The following is a 17077-nucleotide window of genomic DNA, read 5'->3' as shown; positions in this document are numbered from 1 at the left end:
AATTTGCCTGGCGGCTTTAGCGCGGTGGTCCCACCTGACCCCATGCCGAACTCAGAAGTGAAACGCCGTAGCGCCGATGGTAGTGTGGGGCCTCCCCATGCGAGAGTAGGGAACTGCCAGGCATCAAATTAAAGTGTGCTGATATGGCTCAGTTGGTAGAGCGCACCCTTGGTAAGGGTGAGGTCCCCAGTTCGACTCTGGGTATCAGCACCAGTTTTAAAGCGTGAGTTCGGTAAATTACAGAATTTGCCTGGCGGCTTTAGCGCGGTGGTCCCACCTGACCCCATGCCGAACTCAGAAGTGAAACGCCGTAGCGCCGATGGTAGTGTGGGGTCTCCCCATGCGAGAGTAGGGAACTGCCAGGCATCAAACACAGAAGCCCTGAACGAAAGTTCAGGGCTTTTTTGTATGCATCAAAAACCTTCCGCTGCCACTCACAAACCTAACCCAATTCAAATTGCAGTTATAAAAAAAGCCCCTGCTTTTCAGCAGAGGCGTTTCTTAATCTAACTCACTGGATATCAATGAATAACCTGTGACAGAAACGCACGTGTACGTTCTGATTTCGGATTGGCAAAGAACTCCTGAGGCGGGGCTTCTTCGACAATTTCACCCCGATCCATGAAGATCACACGATCCGCCACCGTACGCGCAAATCCCATCTCATGGGTAACGCACAACATGGTCATGCCATCTTCTGCCAGGCCAATCATCGTATCGAGTACTTCTTTAACCATCTCGGGATCGAGCGCGGAGGTTGGCTCATCAAACAGCATAATTTTCGGCTTCATACAGAGTGAACGGGCGATCGCCACACGCTGTTGCTGACCACCTGAAAGCTGGCCAGGAAATTTGTGCGCATGCTCAGCAATGCGTACACGCTGAAGGTAATGCATGGCCAGCTCTTCTGCTTCTTTCTTCGGCATTTTGCGTACCCAAATCGGTGCCAGCGTACAGTTTTGCAAAACGGTAAGATGCGGGAAAAGATTAAAGTGCTGGAAAACCATGCCGACTTCGGTTCGAACTCGTTCAATATTACGCACATCGTGATTGAGATGGATGCCATCCACCACGATGCGTCCTTGCTGATGTTCTTCGAGGTGATTGATACAACGAATAGTGGTCGATTTACCCGAACCGGACGGTCCGCACAGTACGATACGTTCGCGTGGTTTTACTTTTAAATTGATGTCTTTCAATACATGGAACTGACCGTACCATTTGTTAACGTTTTCGAGTGTAATCATCATGGCATCAGCCGCATTAGTCATAGTTTGTGTCATGTTAAACCTCAGTGCGATGCACGCCCGGTGTGAAAACGCTTCTCCAGATACTGGCTATAGCGCGACATGCTAAAACAGAAAATCCAGTAAACCATGGCAGCAAATACATAGCCTTCAGTCGACATACCCAACCAGGTTGGGTCAACGGTGGCTTGCTGCACGCTACTGAAGAGATCGAATAAGCCGATGATGATCACCAGGCTGGTATCTTTAAACAGCGCAATGATGGTATTCACCAGGCCGGGAATGGTCATCTTGAGCGCCTGCGGTAAAATCACCAGCATCTGGGTTTTCCAGTAGCCCAGCGACAGGGATTCAGCGGCTTCATATTGGCCTTTCGGTAGCGCCTGCAAACCGCCGCGCACCACTTCCGCGACATACGCAGACTGGAACAAAATCACGCCAACCAACGCACGTACCAGTTTGTCGATGGTGGTACCTTCCGCCATAAACAGCGGCAGCATCACCGACGACATAAACAGTACGGTGATCAGCGGTACACCACGCCAGAACTCAATGAAGATGATCGAAAGTGTACGCACCACCGGCATTTCAGAGCGGCGTCCCAGCGCCAATAAAATCCCCAACGGCAGCGCGCCGGCAATCCCCACTGAAGCGATAATCAGCGTTAATGTCAGGCCGCCCCACTGGCGAGTCTCTACGCGCTCTAAACCGAAATAGCCACCGTACATCAGGAACCAAACCACAATCGGATAGGCCACCGCCCAACAAGCGATGTAGCGACCGCGACGTGGCATTGATTTGATGAACATCGGAATAATCGAGAGCAAGCCGATGACCAGCGACATGTTGATGCGCCAGCGCAGTTCATGCGGATAGAGCCCATACATAAACTGGCCAAAGCGTGCATGGATAAACACCCAACATGCGCCTTCTTTGGTACAGTCTGCGCGCGTCTCACCAATCCAGTTAGCCTGAAATACCAGCCAGTTCAGTGCCGGAGGAATCACGTTCCAGATAAGCCAGATGCTGAACAACGTCAGCAATGTATTCAGCCAGCTGGAGAACAGATTTTTGCGTGCCCAGAGCCAAGCCTTGCTAAGTGGATTGGTCGGAATCGGCGGTGTTTCATGTGTAGTAACAGACATAATGATCCCGTTCTCTTAACGCTCAACCAGCGCAATTTTGCGATTGTAGAGGTTCATCAGCAGTGAAATGATCAGGCTGATAATCAGGTAAACTGCCATGGTAATCGCGATGGTTTCTATCGCCTGACCGGTTTGGTTCAGCACGGTACCGGCAAACAGCGAAACCATATCTGGATAGCCGATAGCGGCCGCCAGCGATGAGTTTTTCACGATGTTGAGGTACTGGCTGGTGAGTGGCGGGATAATCACACGCATTGCCTGCGGAATGATCACCTGTCGCATGGTCACTGGATTAGGTAAACCGAGCGAACGTGCGGCTTCGCTTTGACCGTGTGGCACCGACTGAATACCGGAACGAATCACTTCGGCGATGAACGATGAGGTATAAACCGACAGCGCGAGAGTCAACGCGGCGAGCTCAGGGATCATCACGAAACCGCCACGGAAGTTAAATCCACGCAGTTCCGGCACATCCCAATGCATGGCAACGCCAAACAAGGTATGAGCAATCAGCGGCAGCAAAACCAGCAGCCCAACCGCAGCCGGCCAGGTGCGACGCAGTTGGCCGGTTTTTAACTGATGCTTGCGGTTGTAACGGAACAGCGCCACGCAACCCAGCACCGCTAACGCCAGCGCGATCAGGAATGGCCAGGTGCCAGGCGCGTACTCGGGCCACGGGATATACAAACCGCGATTGCTGACGAATGCCAAATCAAAAGCGTTGAGTGCCTGACGTGGGCCGGGCAGGTTACGCAGTACCGCGAAGTACCAGAAAAAGATCTGCAGCAGCGGCGGGATATTACGGAAGGTCTCGATATAAATGGTTGAAAGCTTGCGCAGCAGCCAGTTCTCAGACAAGCGAGCCAGGCCCACGGCAAAGCCAAGGATCGAAGCGAAAACAATACAGAGCGCGGAAACCAGCAGGGTGTTGGTCAACCCCACCATAAACACGCGCGCGTAGGTGTCGCCTTCGGTGTAATCGATCAGGTGCTGGACGATGCCGAAGCCGGCACTGCGATCCAGAAACCCGAATCCGGAAGTGATGCCACGATTGGCCAGGTTGATTACGGTGTTGTGGATTAAATATCCCACCACAGCAAGCACGGCAACAATCGCGACGATCTGGTAAAGCCAGGCGCGAACCGTAGGATTACCGAACGAAAAATCCCTTTTTACGGTTGGGCGTTGCGACATGTTAAAACCTCAGTGAAGATTACGCGTGGGCACCGCAGGATGCGGTGCCCGACTGGCAGAATGGAATTAACGAACTGGCGGAGCGTACTGGATGCCGCCCGCATTCCACAGCGCATTCTGGCCGCGCTTAATTTTCAGTGCGCTGTCTTTACCGACGTTACGGTCGAACACTTCCTGATAGTTACCCACTTGTTTGATGATGTTGTAAGCCCACTTGTTATCGAGCTTCAGGTCTTTACCGAAGTCACCTTCCGCGCCCAGCAGATGTGCCATATCCGGCGTAGTCGGTTTCGCTACCATGTCATCGACATTTTTAGAGCTGATACCCATCTCTTCCGCGTTCAGCATGGCATACAGCGACCATTTGACGATGGTGAACCAATCGTCATCACCGCGACGTACCACGGGCCCCAGCGGCTCTTTCGAGATCACTTCTGGCAGTACAATGAACTCGTCTGGCTTGCCAAGTTTGATACGCAGCGCATACAGCTGAGATTGGTCAGACGCGAGGGTGTCGCAACGGCCGCTGTCGAGCGCTTTAGCGGATTCGTCAGAGCGGTCGAAGGTCACGGGGGTGTACTGCATTTTATGGGTTTTGAAGTAATCAGCCACGTTCAGCTCGGTATCAGTACCGGCCTGAATACACACGGTGGCGCCATCCAACTCTTTAGCACTTTTCAGACCGGCTTTCTGGTGCGTCAGGAAGCCGATACCGTCGTAATAGTTCACGCCTGCAAACAGGAAGCCCATGCCGCCATCGCGTGATGAGGTCCATGTGGTGTTACGAGATAAGATGTCTACTTCGCCAGACTGCAGCGCGGTGAAGCGTTCTTTCGCGGTCAGCGGGGTGTATTTCACTTTAGTTGCGTCGCCAAATACTGCGGCAGCGGCTGCACGGCATACATCCACGTCAATACCGGTGAATTTGCCGTTAGAGTCAGCATAAGAGAAGCCTGGCAGGCCGTCACTGATGCCGCACTGTACAAAACCTTTCTTCTTAATGGCATCCAGCGTGGTGCCAGCGTGCGCTTGTTGAGCAACGGCTAACAGCGAGGCTGCAGCGACCAGAGTGGAAAGCATCATCTTTTTCATAAAGCATCCTGTGTGGCGATATCGTGTGTTGTTATGTTTGCGCGCACTTTAATGTGCGCTTTTTTCTGTCTGTGGTGGTTAGCCATCCACAACTCTGCAAACCTGATGCCAGGTTTGCAGAATCCTGAATTCTCTGGAAAGATCTTTTAATAAACTGAAGCACTCAGAAGATTCTGGCTAATATGGCGCACCAAAAGGCAGCATGACGAGACGACACGATCACAAATAGTGCAAAAAGTTTCACTATATGGAAGCAGTGTGAGCTAACGCTCAGGAGTGGATGTATGAGTCTGCACGCTTACGGCCGAAGCGGTTGAGGATCACAGAGAAAGCGGGCTCAAGGGTGATGAAAGGATAAGTGAGCGCGTAATAAAGTGAGGGGAAATGCGTTGCTAAGAAGGATGGGATATCACTGCTGCAATTGCAACTATCGTTACCATTATCGCGCCAATTGTTTCATGCGTTCTTAACCTCAGGAAATTACCGGCAGCAGAAACAACAACGCCAGCCGCAAGGCTGGCGTTATCGCAGCAACGAACAGATTAGTTCATGCCGTATTTTTTCAGCTTCTTACGCAGGGTACCGCGGTTGATACCCATCATCAGAGCTGCACGGGTCTGGTTGCCACGGGTGTACTGCATCACCATGTCCAACAGAGGCTGCTCGACTTCTGCCAATACCAGCTCATACAGATCACTCACATCCTGACCGTTCAGTTGAGCAAAATAGTTCTTCAGTGACTGTTTAACCGAATCACGCAGTGGCTTTTGGGTCACCTGATCCTGAGAGTTAACGGTAGAAACGGTGAGTACGTCAGAATTTACGCGTTGTTCGAACATAGTTCTTTCAGCTCTTTATTTCGTTTACGCAAGATTTTCGAAGTATGCCTCCAACGCCTCCAGCTGTTCGCTGGCATCCTCTATGGCGTTGAATGTGCGCCGAAACTGGTCATCAGGAGCACTTTCCTGCAAATACCAGGAAACGTGTTTTCGGGCAATACGGTATCCTTTGCGCTGACCGTAAAAGTCGTGCAGCTCCCGTATATGTCCAATCAGCATTTGCTTCACTTCAGCCAGCGGCTTCGGTGCCAGCAGCTCCCCTGTGTCCAGATAATGCTGGATTTCCCGGAAGATCCACGGTCTTCCCTGAGCGGCACGGCCAACCATAAGAGCATCGGCTCCGGTATAGTCGAGCACCGCTCTGGCTTTATGCGGGTCAGTAATGTCGCCATTCGCAATAATCGGAATGGAAACGCTCTGCTTAACTGTCCGAATGCTGTCGTATTCAGCAAATCCCTCAAACAAACAGGCGCGCGTGCGGCCATGAATGGTGAGAGCCTGAATGCCACAGCGTTCAGCCAATTGGGCAATCTCTACACAATTACGATTTTCTTTGTCCCAGCCGGTACGAATTTTCAGCGTAACCGGTACATCTACTGCATTAACCACTGCGGTGAGAATCGACTCCACCAGTTGCGGATGTTGCAGCAGCGCTGAACCTGCCATCTTACGATTCACTTTTTTGGCCGGGCAGCCCATGTTGATATCGATAATCTGCGCGCCAGACGCCACATTAATGCGCGCGGCAGCAGCCATCTCATCAGGATCGCAACCGGCAATTTGCACGGCGCGGATACCAGGCTCGTCACTATGCACCATACGCAAACGGGATTTGTCACTGGCCCAAACTTCCGGGTTCGACGACAGCATCTCGGAGACAGTCATACCGGCGCCGTTCTCGTAACACAGGGTGCGAAATGGCTTATCGGATACTCCGGCCATAGGCGCAGCAATGAGTCGATTACGTAGCTGATGTTGTCCAATGCGCATGAAAAAAGAAGTGACCCTAACTGTTCGCAAGGCGGCGTATATTACGCATTTTTTAAAGAAGATGAAAGGCCAAACTTTGAACAATTCGCTCTCAGAGAGCACGGAAATAGCGTTATCCAGTAAGGGATGAGTTATTAATCTTTATAATTCATGAGATTAAAAAAATATGCTGAAATTGTGTACAAAAATTTTTCTCAAAACATGACCGAAATCACAACATAAAAACCGCTTCTTCCAGTAATTAGCGAAAGAAATGACGCCATTATGATTATTAATTGAACTACTTAGTCACGTAGGGTTAGCGTCACTCCCCAGAAACCTACGTCGTGGAGGAGTGACAGATATAACCTCAGACATCAGGCTACTATTCAATAACCACGCGACCATTCAGCGGCTGAACTGGGCGACTGTTGCCGTGCTCACCTAACAGTTTGGCGAACGTTTTAAGCTGTTCAGTTGATGCCGAAACAGTTTGCTTCATCACTAACCAGCGCACACCTTCGGTACAAGGTGGCGTCGTCAACGAACCGCTAAAGCGATAGTAGTTCTTTTGACCCGGAATCAAAGCGCTGAGATTAAGTGGCTGTTGCAGCGCCGCCTCTTTGTTAACTTCAGGTGGCAGTTCACGCAGGATCTCCGCCAGCGCAGGGTTTTCCGCCCCGGCTTCAAACATCACGCCAACCACCGCCAGATGTCCCTCTTCGCTGGCATGGACGAAATGCGCGGCCAGCGGAAAGCGTTTGCCATCAATCAGATTTTCGCTCGGCGTATGGAAGTGGAACTGACGCAGCGTATAAGCTTCGCCATCCAGCGCGAGCGCATCGCCATCTTTGACGTTGATCTGGATGGTGTGACCGTTATTGATGATGGATTTTTGTTTGGCTTGATAGCTCAACGTTAGCGGCGGCAATTGTCCATTCACCACCTTGCGGATATCGACAGGCGACTGGTTCACACCGCTTTTACAGGTGTGATAATCGGCGTGCAGATTGCCCCATTCATCCGGCGCTTCATAAGACCAGTTTGAGCTGTGAGCGTGCGCATACGATGCCATGCTTGTCAGCAGAGCGAATAAACAAAGTTTCTTTTTCATCATCCATTACTTTCAGCGATTTATCGAAGTGAAATGCCATCAAAGGCATTGCCAGCAGGGATAGCGCTATCGCCTGGAGCAGGATTGTAATGACTGAAATGTAAAGAAACGGCAACGGATGAGAAGGGGGTGGCGCTTTGAGACGGGTCTCAGAAAAATAGTACGGCTTGCCAGTCAGTTAGCCCGACTGGCAAGCGGGCAGGTTAGCGGCGTACGCCGGTGATGCGGCACCACTCTTCTTTCTCTGCAACCGCGTCGAGCTCAAAACGCTCAGCGTAGGCTTCACACACGCTTTCAGCCTGGCTCGCTAACACGCCGGACAATCCAAGATGACCGCCGGCTTTCGGCAGCACGCTAATCAGCGGTGCCAGCTCACGCAGCGGACCGGCGAGGATGTTGGCGACCACCACGTCAGCCTGCAAGTTTTCCGGCTGCTGGTGGGGCAGATAGAGCGCCAGACGCTCAGAGACGCCATTACGCTCGGCGTTATCACGGCTGGCCTGAATCGCCTGCGGATCGATATCAATGCCGATCGCCTGCGCCGCGCCCAATTTTAGTGCAGCGATAGCGAGAATGCCGGAACCACAGCCAAAGTCGATCACCGTTTTGCCCTGCAGATCCAGGCCATCAAGCCAGGTCAAACACATCGATGTGGTAGGATGCGTGCCGGTACCAAAGGCGAGGCCCGGATCCAGCATCACATTGACGGCATTTGGATCCGGCACATCGCGCCAGCTTGGGCAGATCCACAGACGCTCACCGAAACGCATCGGGTGGAAGTTATCCATCCATTCGCGCTCCCAGTCTTTATCTTCGATCTGCTCGATCTTATGGCGAAACGCGGATCCCAGCAGCGGATGCTGGCTTAACTCGGCCACCACATCGCTCATCTCGGTTTCAGCGTCGAACAGGCCGATGACATCGGTATCGCCCCACAGCAGCGTTTCGCCCGGCAGCGGCTCGTACACTGGATTGTCGTGCGTGTCCTGAAAAGTGACCGACACCGCGCCAACCTCCATCAGCGCATCGCTCAGGGTTTCGGCGTTTTCGCCGGTGCTGTTAATTTTGATTTGAATCCAAGGCATAGCGTTTCTCTTTATTCCAGTGCCGCGGCATGCTTTGCAGGCGTGCGGCCAAACAGATTGCCCACCAGGAAGGCCAGCAGGCTTAAGGTCAATGACGGAACGATCGGGTGGAAGCCCCACCACTCAATATTCAGGCTGGCAAGCAGCGTATAGCATCCCGCGCCGACCAGCATGCCGCTGATCGCACCGGTGGAGTTGGCGCGCTCCCAGTACAAACCCAGCACCAGCGGCCATAGAAATACCGCTTCAAGGCCACCAAATGCCAGCAGATTCAGCCAGATAATCATATCGGGCGGATTCCACGCTGCCAGCAATAGCAGCACACCGAGCACAAAAGTGATGGTGCCTGACAGCATGCGCAGGCGCGCTTCATTTTCACTGTGCTGCGGGGCAATGCGCAAATAGAGATCTTTGATCAGCGTAGCGGAGGATTGCAGCAGCTGCGCGTTGATGGTCGACATAATGGCCGCCATCGGCGCCGCAAGAAATACGCCCGCCGCCATGGGCGGTAATACGGTAATCATCAGCGTAGGAATCACTCGATCGGGAATGGTGAGATCGGGCAAAATTACGCGCCCCAGCGCGCCGGCCAGATGCATACCAAGCATTAGGATCACCACTACAATGGTGCCGAGTACAATGCCACGATGCATGGCTTTGCTATCTTTATACGAAATACAGCGCACCGCGGTGTGGGGCAGGCCAATCACCCCGAAACACACCAGCACGGCAAACGAGCTGAGGAAGGTTGGGTTGATGACATTGCCCACGCCTTCCGGTGAGGTCAGCTGCGGATCGATATCATGCAGTTTGGTCACTGCGGAGGCTAATCCGCCAGCGTGGTGAATCACTGCAAACAGCAGCAGGAAGGTGCCGATCAGCATTACCAAACCTTGCATCGCATCGTTCAGCACGCTGGCGCGGAAGCCACCGAAAGCGGTGTAGAGCGCGATGGTGCCGCCGAAGATCAGCAGGCCGGTGTCATAAGGAATGCCGGCCGCTGTTTCCAGCAGGCGCGCACCGCCAATGAACTGCACGGTCATTGCGCCGATAAACGCCACCAACAAACTGATGCTGGAGAGCCAAATAAGCAGCGTGCTGCCGTAGCGGCCATACAACATGTCGTTGAGCGTCACGGCGTTGTAGCGACGCGCCAGAATGGCGAATTTCTTGCCTAACACGCCAAGCGAAAGCCAGACGGCAGGCACCTGAATCATCGCCAGCAGCACCCAGCCAAGGCCATATTTATAGGCTGCGCCGGGGCCGCCAATGAACGAGCTGGCGCTGATATATGTGGTGGTGATGGTCATGGCCAGCACAAAGCCGCCCATCGAACGGCTGCCGAGGAAGTATTCGCTCAGGAAGTTGCCCTGACGCTGCTTGCGCATGGCAAACACCGACAGCGCGGCGATCAGCACCAGATAGGCCAACAGCGGAAGAATGATTTCAGAGTCCATCGTTATCCTCCAGCGACATGTCGCGGAACAGCACGCGCACCATCAGCCAGCACAACACAATAAACAGCAGCGGGGCGAACAGACACGAAAGCTCGAACCACCTTGGTAAGCCAAACAAGCCGATCTCATTGCCGCCCAGCCAGGCAGAAAGTCCCCAAACGGTAAGGTAGGCCAGCGTCAGATAAAGTGACCAGCGCGCCTCTTTGTTCGCTTGTAAAAAACGCCAATCCATTATGTAACCTCAAAGGCGACAAAAATGAAAAAGGCCGGAGTTAACCGGCCTCTGCTTTGCTCTGCGCTGCAATTACTTCTCTTGCAGGCCGAGTTTTTTCTCCAGATAGTGGATATTGGTGCCACCCTGCTGGAAGTTTTCGTCGGACATGATTTTCATCTGCAGCTCAATGTTGGTCTTGATGCCGTCGATGATCAGTTCCGCCAGCGCATTCTTCATGCGCGAGATTGCCACGTCACGGTTTTCACCGTAGGTAATCAGCTTACCAATCATGGAATCGTAGTACGGTGGCACACTGTAACCGGCATAGATATGCGATTCCCAACGTACACCAAAGCCGCCCGGCGCGTGGAAACGGGTGATCTTGCCTGGGCTTGGCAGGAAGGTGTTGGGATCTTCGGCGTTGATACGGCATTCAACCGCATGACCGCGAATCACCACGTCTTCCTGTTTGATCGACAGCGGCTGACCAGCAGCAATACGCAGCTGCTCTTTGATCAGATCGACGCCGGTGATCATCTCAGTCACCGGATGCTCCACCTGAATACGGGTGTTCATCTCGATGAAGTAGAACTCACCGTTTTCGTACAGGAACTCGAAGGTACCTGCACCGCGATAGCCGATATCGATACAGGCTTTAGAGCAGCGCTCACCGATGTAGCGACGCAGTTCCGGCGTGATGCCTGGCGCTGGCGCTTCTTCGACGACTTTCTGGTGACGACGCTGCATTGAGCAGTCACGTTCCGCCAGATAGATCGCGTTACCCTGGCCGTCGGCCAGCACCTGAATTTCGATGTGGCGTGGATTCTCGAGGTACTTCTCCATGTAAACCATGTCGTTGTTGAAAGCCGCTTTGGCTTCCGCTTTCGTCATGTTAATGGATTGCTCAAGATCCTTGTCGCTGCGCACTACGCGCATACCGCGACCGCCGCCGCCGCCGGAGGCTTTGATGATCACCGGATAACCGATGCGCTTAGCGAAGGCACGGTTTTTTTCCATGTCGTCGGTCAGCGAGCCATCAGAACCTGGCACGGTGGGCACGCCCGCTTTCTTCATGGCGGTGATGGCAGACACTTTGTCGCCCATCAGGCGAATGGTGTCGGCTTTCGGGCCAATGAAGATAAAGCCTGAACGCTCAACCTGCTCGGCGAAATCGGCGTTCTCAGAGAGGAAGCCGTAACCCGGGTGGATCGCGACCGCGCCGGTAATTTCAGCGGCGGAGATCAGTGCCGGGATGTTCAGGTAGCTTTTGACTGAAGGTGGCGGGCCGATGCAGACGGTTTCGTCTGCCAGCAGCACGTGCTTCAGGTCACGGTCCGCGGTGGAGTGCACGGCAACAGTCTTAATGCCCAGCTCTTTGCAGGCACGCAGAATGCGCAGCGCGATCTCACCACGGTTAGCAATGACAATTTTATCCAGCATGCTTCGCCTCGTTATTCGATGATGACCAGCGGCTCGTCAAATTCAACCGGTTGGCCGCTTTCGACCAGAATCGCCTTCACAACGCCGGATTTGTCGGCTTCGATCTGGTTCATCATTTTCATCGCTTCAACGATGCACAGGGTGTCGCCGGCATTCACTTTCTGGCCAACTTCAACGAAAGCTTTCGCGTCTGGGCTTGGCGTGCGATAGAAAGTGCCGACCATTGGTGAACGCACGATGTGGCCACTGATTTCTGGTTTAGCGGCTTCTGCTGCAACCGGTGCGGCAGGCGCCACCGCGGTAGACAGCGCAGGCTGCTGCTGCATCATTGGCGCAGCATAAGCCTGCTGCATCATTGGGTAGCCGGCATTTGCAGGTGAACGGCTGATACGAACGGACTCTTCGCCCTCGGAGATTTCCAGCTCGGAGATGCCAGACTCTTCAACCAGTTCGATCAGTTTCTTAATTTTACGAATATCCATGAGTGTGGTTCCGTACTCTGTTTAATTGGAATGTGACAGGCGTTTTACTGCCGTTTGTAAAGCCCACGCGTATCCATCAGCGCCAAGTCCACAGATGACGCCGGCAGATACATCGGAAAGATAGGAGTGATGTCGGAACGGTTCGCGTGCATGCACGTTCGAGAGATGCACCTCAATAAAAGGAATGCTAACCGCCAACAGGGCATCACGCAGTGCAACGCTGGTATGCGTGAACGCAGCAGGATTGATGATGATGTAGTCCACGTTGCCGCGGGCTTCGTGAATACGGTCAATCAACTGAAACTCTGCGTTCGATTGCAAATGACTCAATTTCACATGGTGCTGATCGGCCTGTTGCGTCAGATCGCCGACGATTTGCGCCAGCGTAGTGTGACCATACTTATCAGGCTCGCGCGTTCCCAGTAGATTCAGGTTGGGACCGTTCAAAAGCAGTATGTGAAATTTGTGCGCCATCTTGCTGCTATCTCCTGCAATCAGTAAGGCATCGCGTAAAATACCGCGACATCTTGCGTTTGTCACCCTTGCGGATGAAAAACCAGACTTCGCTTGCAATAAAGCCGGGCATTATATCCGTTTCGTCGACATTCGCAGCAAAATACTGGTCTTATCTGCGAAGTTGATCGAATGCGGCCCGAAGGCCACACTTTTTAACAGATCTCGCGGGAGGAACACAACCGTGCGGGGATTATCTGGGGAGAAGTTTACGCAACTTATTGTAACGCCACGCTAACAGCGCAATGGCCAGCACGGCGTAGATCACCGGCTGCGGGGAGAGCACTTTCACTGACCAGATATAGTGAATCGGCACGAGGATCGCGACCAGATAGACGCCGTTATGCAGCGTTTGCCAGCGACGGCCCAGTTTGCGCTGCATGCGCTGGAATGAGGTGATGGCGAGGGCGCAGAGAATAATCCAGCTGATCATCCCCAGTAACAAATAAGGACGCGAAACCAGCTCGCTGCCGAGTAAACGCAGATGATCGTAGCCAAGTTCCAGCAGGTAGTAGCTGGTAAGGTGCAAACTGGCCCAGGCGAAACACCACACGCCGAGCAGGCGGCGAGTGCGAATCAGCAGCGGCTGTTTCAGGTAGCGTGTCAGCGGGCTGACCAGCAGCGTGGCGAGCAGCAACTTAAGCGCCATTCTGCCGGTAAAATGCTGGATATCTTTCGCCGGATCAGCGCTCAGCCAGCCCTGACTCGCTGCCATAAATAGATACACAAACGGCAGAAAAGCCGCCAGATGCAGCACGACTTTTAACGCGGTGATGTGACGTAAAGAGAGGCGCACTCAATAGTTCTCCCGTAAATCCAGGCCGCGATACAGCGACGCCACCTCTTTCGCGTAGCCGTTGAACAGCAGCGTAGGTTGGCGATCAACCTTCAGAATGCCGCCCGCGCCGATAAAGCGCTCAGTTGCCTGCGACCAGCGCGGATGATTCACATGCGGGTTCACATTGGCGTAGAAACCATACTCATTGGCGGCGATCTGGCTCCAGGTCGTTGGCGGGCGATCGTGCGTCAGCGTAATCTTCACAATCGATTTAATCCCTTTGAAGCCATATTTCCACGGCACCGTCAGGCGAATCGGTGCGCCATTCTGCGGCGGCAGCGCTTTGCCATACACGCCGGTACTTAGCAGCGTCAGCGGATGCATCGCTTCATCAAGCCGCAAGCCTTCCACATAGGGATAATCCAGCCCGCCGCCGATAAAGCGATCTTTCTGACCCGGCATTTGGTCGGGTGCGTATAGCGTTTCAAACGCCACAAAGCGCGCATTGCTGGTGGGTTCAGCCAGTTTGAGCAGCTTGTTGAGTTCAAAACCGACCCACGGAATTACCATCGACCAGGCTTCGACACAGCGCATGCGGTAGATGCGCTGCTCCATGGCAAAACGCTTGAAGATGTCATCCATATCCAGCGTGATCGGTTTGGCAACTTCGCCTTCGATACGCAGCTTCCACGGATCGGTTTTCAGCGTGCCAGCGTTGGCAGCAGGATCGGCTTTATCAAGGCCAAATTCATAGAAGTTGTTATAACCTGACACCTTATCAAACGGCGTGAGCGGCAAATCGGCTTGCCATTCAGCCGGTTTAGTAAAATCTAAATCACGGCCAGCGGGCGCGGGCGGACGATCATTGCCTTTAAACCAGCTCAGCACATCGGCTTGCGCGGTGCCGGGTAAACTGGCTGCTGCTGCGCCTAATCCCAACGCTTTCAGCACCTGACGGCGGCGCATATTAAAGACGCTTTCTGGCGTGACGTCGGCTTCTGTGAGCAAGTGCTTCAGGTTCATGACGTTCTCCTGTGAATAGTAAATTATGACCAGCATGCTCAACTTCAGTATCAGGCGCGAACTTGCGGGGAAAAATGTGAAATTTCCTGGCGCATCGCCCTCTTTGAGAATAGGACGAAAAAGCCCATAGCAAAGTCAGGCCATCACGGTTTAACGCTATACTCGCGCCGTAGCGCTTATCATGCTGTGTTATGTGCGATTTTGATGCCAGTCTGGCGCTGAATCACACCTTGATTTGTGCTATTTTGCTCAGGTTTGCGCCAGGGGTAAGCGTGGCGCCGACGGATTAACACCGTTCATAACCGCAGTGATGCAGGCACAGGGATGCGATTAACAACTAAATTTTCTGCGTTTATTACCTTATTAAGTTTACTGGCGATGATATTGATGCTGGTGGGCTGCGCTTTTAGTTTTATCTGGCTATCGCAGCAGCGCGTGGAAACGCGGATGCAAACGCTGGCGACTGAAGTGGATAAAGCACTGGCTTCACAATCGCCGCAGGAAATCACGCAGTGGCTGACGCGCATGATGCCGGTGGTCAATGCCGAACAGGTGCAACTGCTGAACGGCGATACGTTAGTGTTCAGTTTAGCCCGCCATGAAAATCCGATGTTAGAAGATGAGCCTAATCGCTTTGTGCAGTTCGATTTGCCCCTGACGCATTCGCCGGGCCTCGAACTGCGCGTGGTGGTGCTGGATCCGGCCAAAACGCTGTTTCGCTCCTTTACCGGCACTTATACGCTGGTGGTCCTGTTTACGGTCGTCGCCATCATGTGCGTGCTGCTGGTCATGACCAACCGCTGGCTCAAGCGGCGCTGGCAGGATATGGAGCAATTAGAAGCGCGCGCCGATCGCATTCTGACCGGTGAACGTCATTCGCAGGGTGACCATGCGGCGGAATGGCCGCCGAAAGCCAGTCGCGCCATCGATGCGCTGCTGGGCGATTTGCAGGAAGCGGGCGAGCAGCGTTTACGCATCGATACCTTAATTCGCACCTTTGCGGCGCAAGATCCGCGTACCGGCCTGAACAATCGTTTGTTCTTTGATAACCAATTGGCGACATTGCTGGAAGATCAGGAAGATGTCGGCACGCACGGCGTGGTGATGATGGTGCGTCTGCCGGACCTCGATATGCTGCACGAAACCCTCGGCCCAACGCTGGTGGAAGAGTATCTGTTTGATTTGATTAATATGCTGTCGACCTTTGTGCTGCGCTATCCGGGCGCGCTGCTGGCGCGATATTTCCGCAGTGACTTCGCCGTCTTGCTGCCGCATCGCACTTTAAAAGAAGCCAATAGCATTGCCGATCAACTGATTAATGCCGTCGATTCACTGCCGCCGATGCGCATGGTCGATCGTGATGATTTGATCCACATCGGCATCAGCGCGTGGCGCAGCGGTCAGAGCGTGTCGCAGGTGATGGAAAATGTGGAGATGGCTACGCGGCGTGCGGCATTGCAGGGCGGTAATAGCTGGTCGGTTGGCGAAGGCAATACGCTGGATATGGGGCGCGGCAGTGTGCGCTGGCGGACCTTGCTGGAGAACACGCTCAATCGTGGTGGCCCGCGTCTGTATCAAAAGCCGGCGGTGTTGCTGGATGGAAAAGTCCATCATCGTGAATTACTGACGCGTGTGTTTGATGGCGACAAAGAAGTGGTGTCGGCTGAGTTTATGCCGCTGGTATTGCAGCTGGGTATGACTGACAGCTGGGATCGTCAACTGGTGACGCGCATCGCGGCGCTTTCGGAAGTGTGGCCGGATGAAACTCTGGCACTTCCCGTGAATATTGATTCGCTGTTGCAGCGGCCTTTTCAGCGCTGGCTGCAAAAACTGCTGCTACAGTGCAGCAAATCGCAAAGAAAACGTTTTTTATTTGAACTTGCTGAGGCCGACGTTTGTCAACACATCAGCCGTTTAGTGCCGGTTTTTCACATGTTAACCGCATTTGGCTGTCGCATTGCGGTGGATCAGGCCGGTTTGACGGTGGTGAGCAGCGCTTATATCAAACAATTCCCGATAGAAGTGATTAAACTTGCGCCGGGTTTGGTACGCAATATTGAACGACGCACCGAGAACCAGCTGTTTGTGCAGAGCTTGCTGGAAGTGTGTAAGTCATCGCCAACTCAAGTTTTCGCCGCGGGTGTGCGAACACGCGCGGAGTGGCAAACGCTGTCGGAATTAGGTGTTTCGGGCGGGCAGGGCGATTTCTTTGCGCCTTCGTTGCCGGTCAACAGTAATGTAAAGAAACACTCGCAACGTTATCGAATTTAGACCTTCAGCGCGCGAAGTGCAGGCTGATGGCTGTTTTTATCGCTTATTAGTGCCGGAGCGCGCGATGCTGGCGGCTGGAAATGTTAGATTTTATGTCGAAATTCGCCGGCTAGCGCCGGGGCAATTTAGGTTAAAACGGCGTGTTAACGCCATTTAACTGCGGCAAAAGACCCTACGATCAGGCCAAAAAAGTATTCAGCGTATTTTTTCACCG

16 protein-coding genes, 1 tRNA gene and 2 rRNA genes are annotated in these 17077 nt (G+C 53.3%); 4 read left to right on the top strand and 15 right to left on the bottom strand.

The window, feature by feature from the left end; genetic code table 11:
* Positions 1-6 precede the first annotated feature (6 nt).
* The 3 genes from rrf (K5Y33_RS19630) to rrf (K5Y33_RS19620) all read left to right on the top strand — a co-directional run bounded on the left by rrf (K5Y33_RS19630) (position 7) and on the right by rrf (K5Y33_RS19620) (position 365).
* Positions 7-122: ribosomal RNA gene (gene rrf, locus K5Y33_RS19630) — 5S ribosomal RNA — on the top strand.
* Positions 123-137: 15 nt separating this feature from the next.
* Positions 138-213: transfer RNA gene (locus K5Y33_RS19625), tRNA-Thr, on the top strand.
* Between the two features lie 36 nt (positions 214-249).
* Positions 250-365: ribosomal RNA gene (rrf, locus tag K5Y33_RS19620) — 5S ribosomal RNA — on the top strand.
* A 156-nt stretch (positions 366-521) separates the two neighbouring features.
* Here the strand turns inward: rrf (K5Y33_RS19620) and K5Y33_RS19615 are convergent.
* From K5Y33_RS19615 to msrP, 15 genes are all read right to left on the bottom strand, one after another.
* Positions 522-1283 carry an amino acid ABC transporter ATP-binding protein gene (locus tag K5Y33_RS19615; RefSeq protein WP_061720213.1) on the bottom strand — a complete coding sequence of 254 codons (762 nt, stop codon included), beginning with the start codon at positions 1281-1283 and terminating at the stop codon, positions 522-524.
* 8 nt (positions 1284-1291) lie between these two features.
* The gene (locus K5Y33_RS19610) at positions 1292-2392 is read right to left on the bottom strand and encodes an amino acid ABC transporter permease (protein WP_222234935.1); all 1101 of its coding nucleotides are present in this window, start codon (positions 2390-2392) and stop codon (positions 1292-1294) included.
* A gap of 15 nt (positions 2393-2407) precedes the next feature.
* On the bottom strand, positions 2408-3586 hold the full coding sequence (locus K5Y33_RS19605; RefSeq protein WP_176970594.1) for an amino acid ABC transporter permease: 1179 nt from the start codon (positions 3584-3586) through the stop codon (positions 2408-2410).
* Between the two features lie 66 nt (positions 3587-3652).
* Complete coding sequence (locus tag K5Y33_RS19600) at positions 3653-4678, bottom strand: amino acid ABC transporter substrate-binding protein (protein ID WP_008105971.1); 1026 nt, start codon at positions 4676-4678, stop codon at positions 3653-3655.
* A gap of 542 nt (positions 4679-5220) precedes the next feature.
* Positions 5221-5517, bottom strand: a complete 297-nt coding sequence (gene fis, locus K5Y33_RS19595) for a DNA-binding transcriptional regulator Fis (protein ID WP_007891954.1) — start codon at positions 5515-5517, stop codon at positions 5221-5223.
* Between the two features lie 24 nt (positions 5518-5541).
* The gene (gene dusB / locus K5Y33_RS19590; RefSeq protein ID WP_101762829.1) at positions 5542-6507 is read right to left on the bottom strand and encodes a tRNA dihydrouridine synthase DusB; all 966 of its coding nucleotides are present in this window, start codon (positions 6505-6507) and stop codon (positions 5542-5544) included.
* 364 nt (positions 6508-6871) lie between these two features.
* Positions 6872-7561 (bottom strand): carbonic anhydrase, encoded by a 690-nt coding sequence (locus K5Y33_RS19585; RefSeq protein WP_101762830.1) that lies wholly within the window; start codon positions 7559-7561, stop codon positions 6872-6874.
* Between the two features lie 242 nt (positions 7562-7803).
* Positions 7804-8685, bottom strand: coding sequence for a 50S ribosomal protein L11 methyltransferase (prmA, locus tag K5Y33_RS19580; RefSeq protein WP_110867451.1), 882 nt, complete (start codon positions 8683-8685; stop codon positions 7804-7806).
* A gap of 11 nt (positions 8686-8696) precedes the next feature.
* Entirely contained in the window at positions 8697-10142 is a 1446-nt protein-coding gene (gene panF / locus K5Y33_RS19575) for a sodium/pantothenate symporter (RefSeq protein ID WP_192236096.1), read from the bottom strand.
* Positions 10132-10374 (bottom strand): YhdT family protein, encoded by a 243-nt coding sequence (locus tag K5Y33_RS19570; RefSeq protein ID WP_192236098.1) that lies wholly within the window; start codon positions 10372-10374, stop codon positions 10132-10134. The genes panF and K5Y33_RS19570 overlap by 11 nt, the downstream gene beginning before the upstream one ends.
* A 72-nt stretch (positions 10375-10446) precedes the next feature.
* Positions 10447-11796, bottom strand: coding sequence for an acetyl-CoA carboxylase biotin carboxylase subunit (gene accC, locus K5Y33_RS19565; protein ID WP_008101999.1), 1350 nt, complete (start codon positions 11794-11796; stop codon positions 10447-10449).
* Between the two features lie 11 nt (positions 11797-11807).
* A complete protein-coding gene (gene accB / locus K5Y33_RS19560) occupies positions 11808-12278 on the bottom strand; it encodes an acetyl-CoA carboxylase biotin carboxyl carrier protein (RefSeq protein ID WP_101762834.1) in 471 nt (156 codons plus the stop codon).
* A gap of 21 nt (positions 12279-12299) precedes the next feature.
* Complete coding sequence (aroQ, locus tag K5Y33_RS19555; protein WP_101762835.1) at positions 12300-12752, bottom strand: type II 3-dehydroquinate dehydratase; 453 nt, start codon at positions 12750-12752, stop codon at positions 12300-12302.
* A 232-nt stretch (positions 12753-12984) separates the two neighbouring features.
* The gene (msrQ, locus tag K5Y33_RS19550) at positions 12985-13587 is read right to left on the bottom strand and encodes a protein-methionine-sulfoxide reductase heme-binding subunit MsrQ (protein ID WP_222234934.1); all 603 of its coding nucleotides are present in this window, start codon (positions 13585-13587) and stop codon (positions 12985-12987) included.
* Positions 13588-14592, bottom strand: a complete 1005-nt coding sequence (msrP, locus tag K5Y33_RS19545; RefSeq protein WP_101762837.1) for a protein-methionine-sulfoxide reductase catalytic subunit MsrP — start codon at positions 14590-14592, stop codon at positions 13588-13590.
* 324 nt (positions 14593-14916) lie between these two features.
* Between msrP and csrD the strand changes: the two genes are divergently transcribed.
* Positions 14917-16863, top strand: coding sequence for an RNase E specificity factor CsrD (gene csrD / locus K5Y33_RS19540; protein ID WP_222234933.1), 1947 nt, complete (start codon positions 14917-14919; stop codon positions 16861-16863).
* The last annotated feature ends 214 nt before the right edge of the window (positions 16864-17077 follow it).

The organism is Pantoea sp. DY-17, from assembly GCF_019795975.1.
In the GTDB taxonomy this organism is placed as follows: Bacteria; Pseudomonadota; Gammaproteobacteria; order Enterobacterales; family Enterobacteriaceae; genus Pantoea; species Pantoea leporis.
This window is presented reverse-complemented; position numbering and strand designations above follow the sequence as displayed.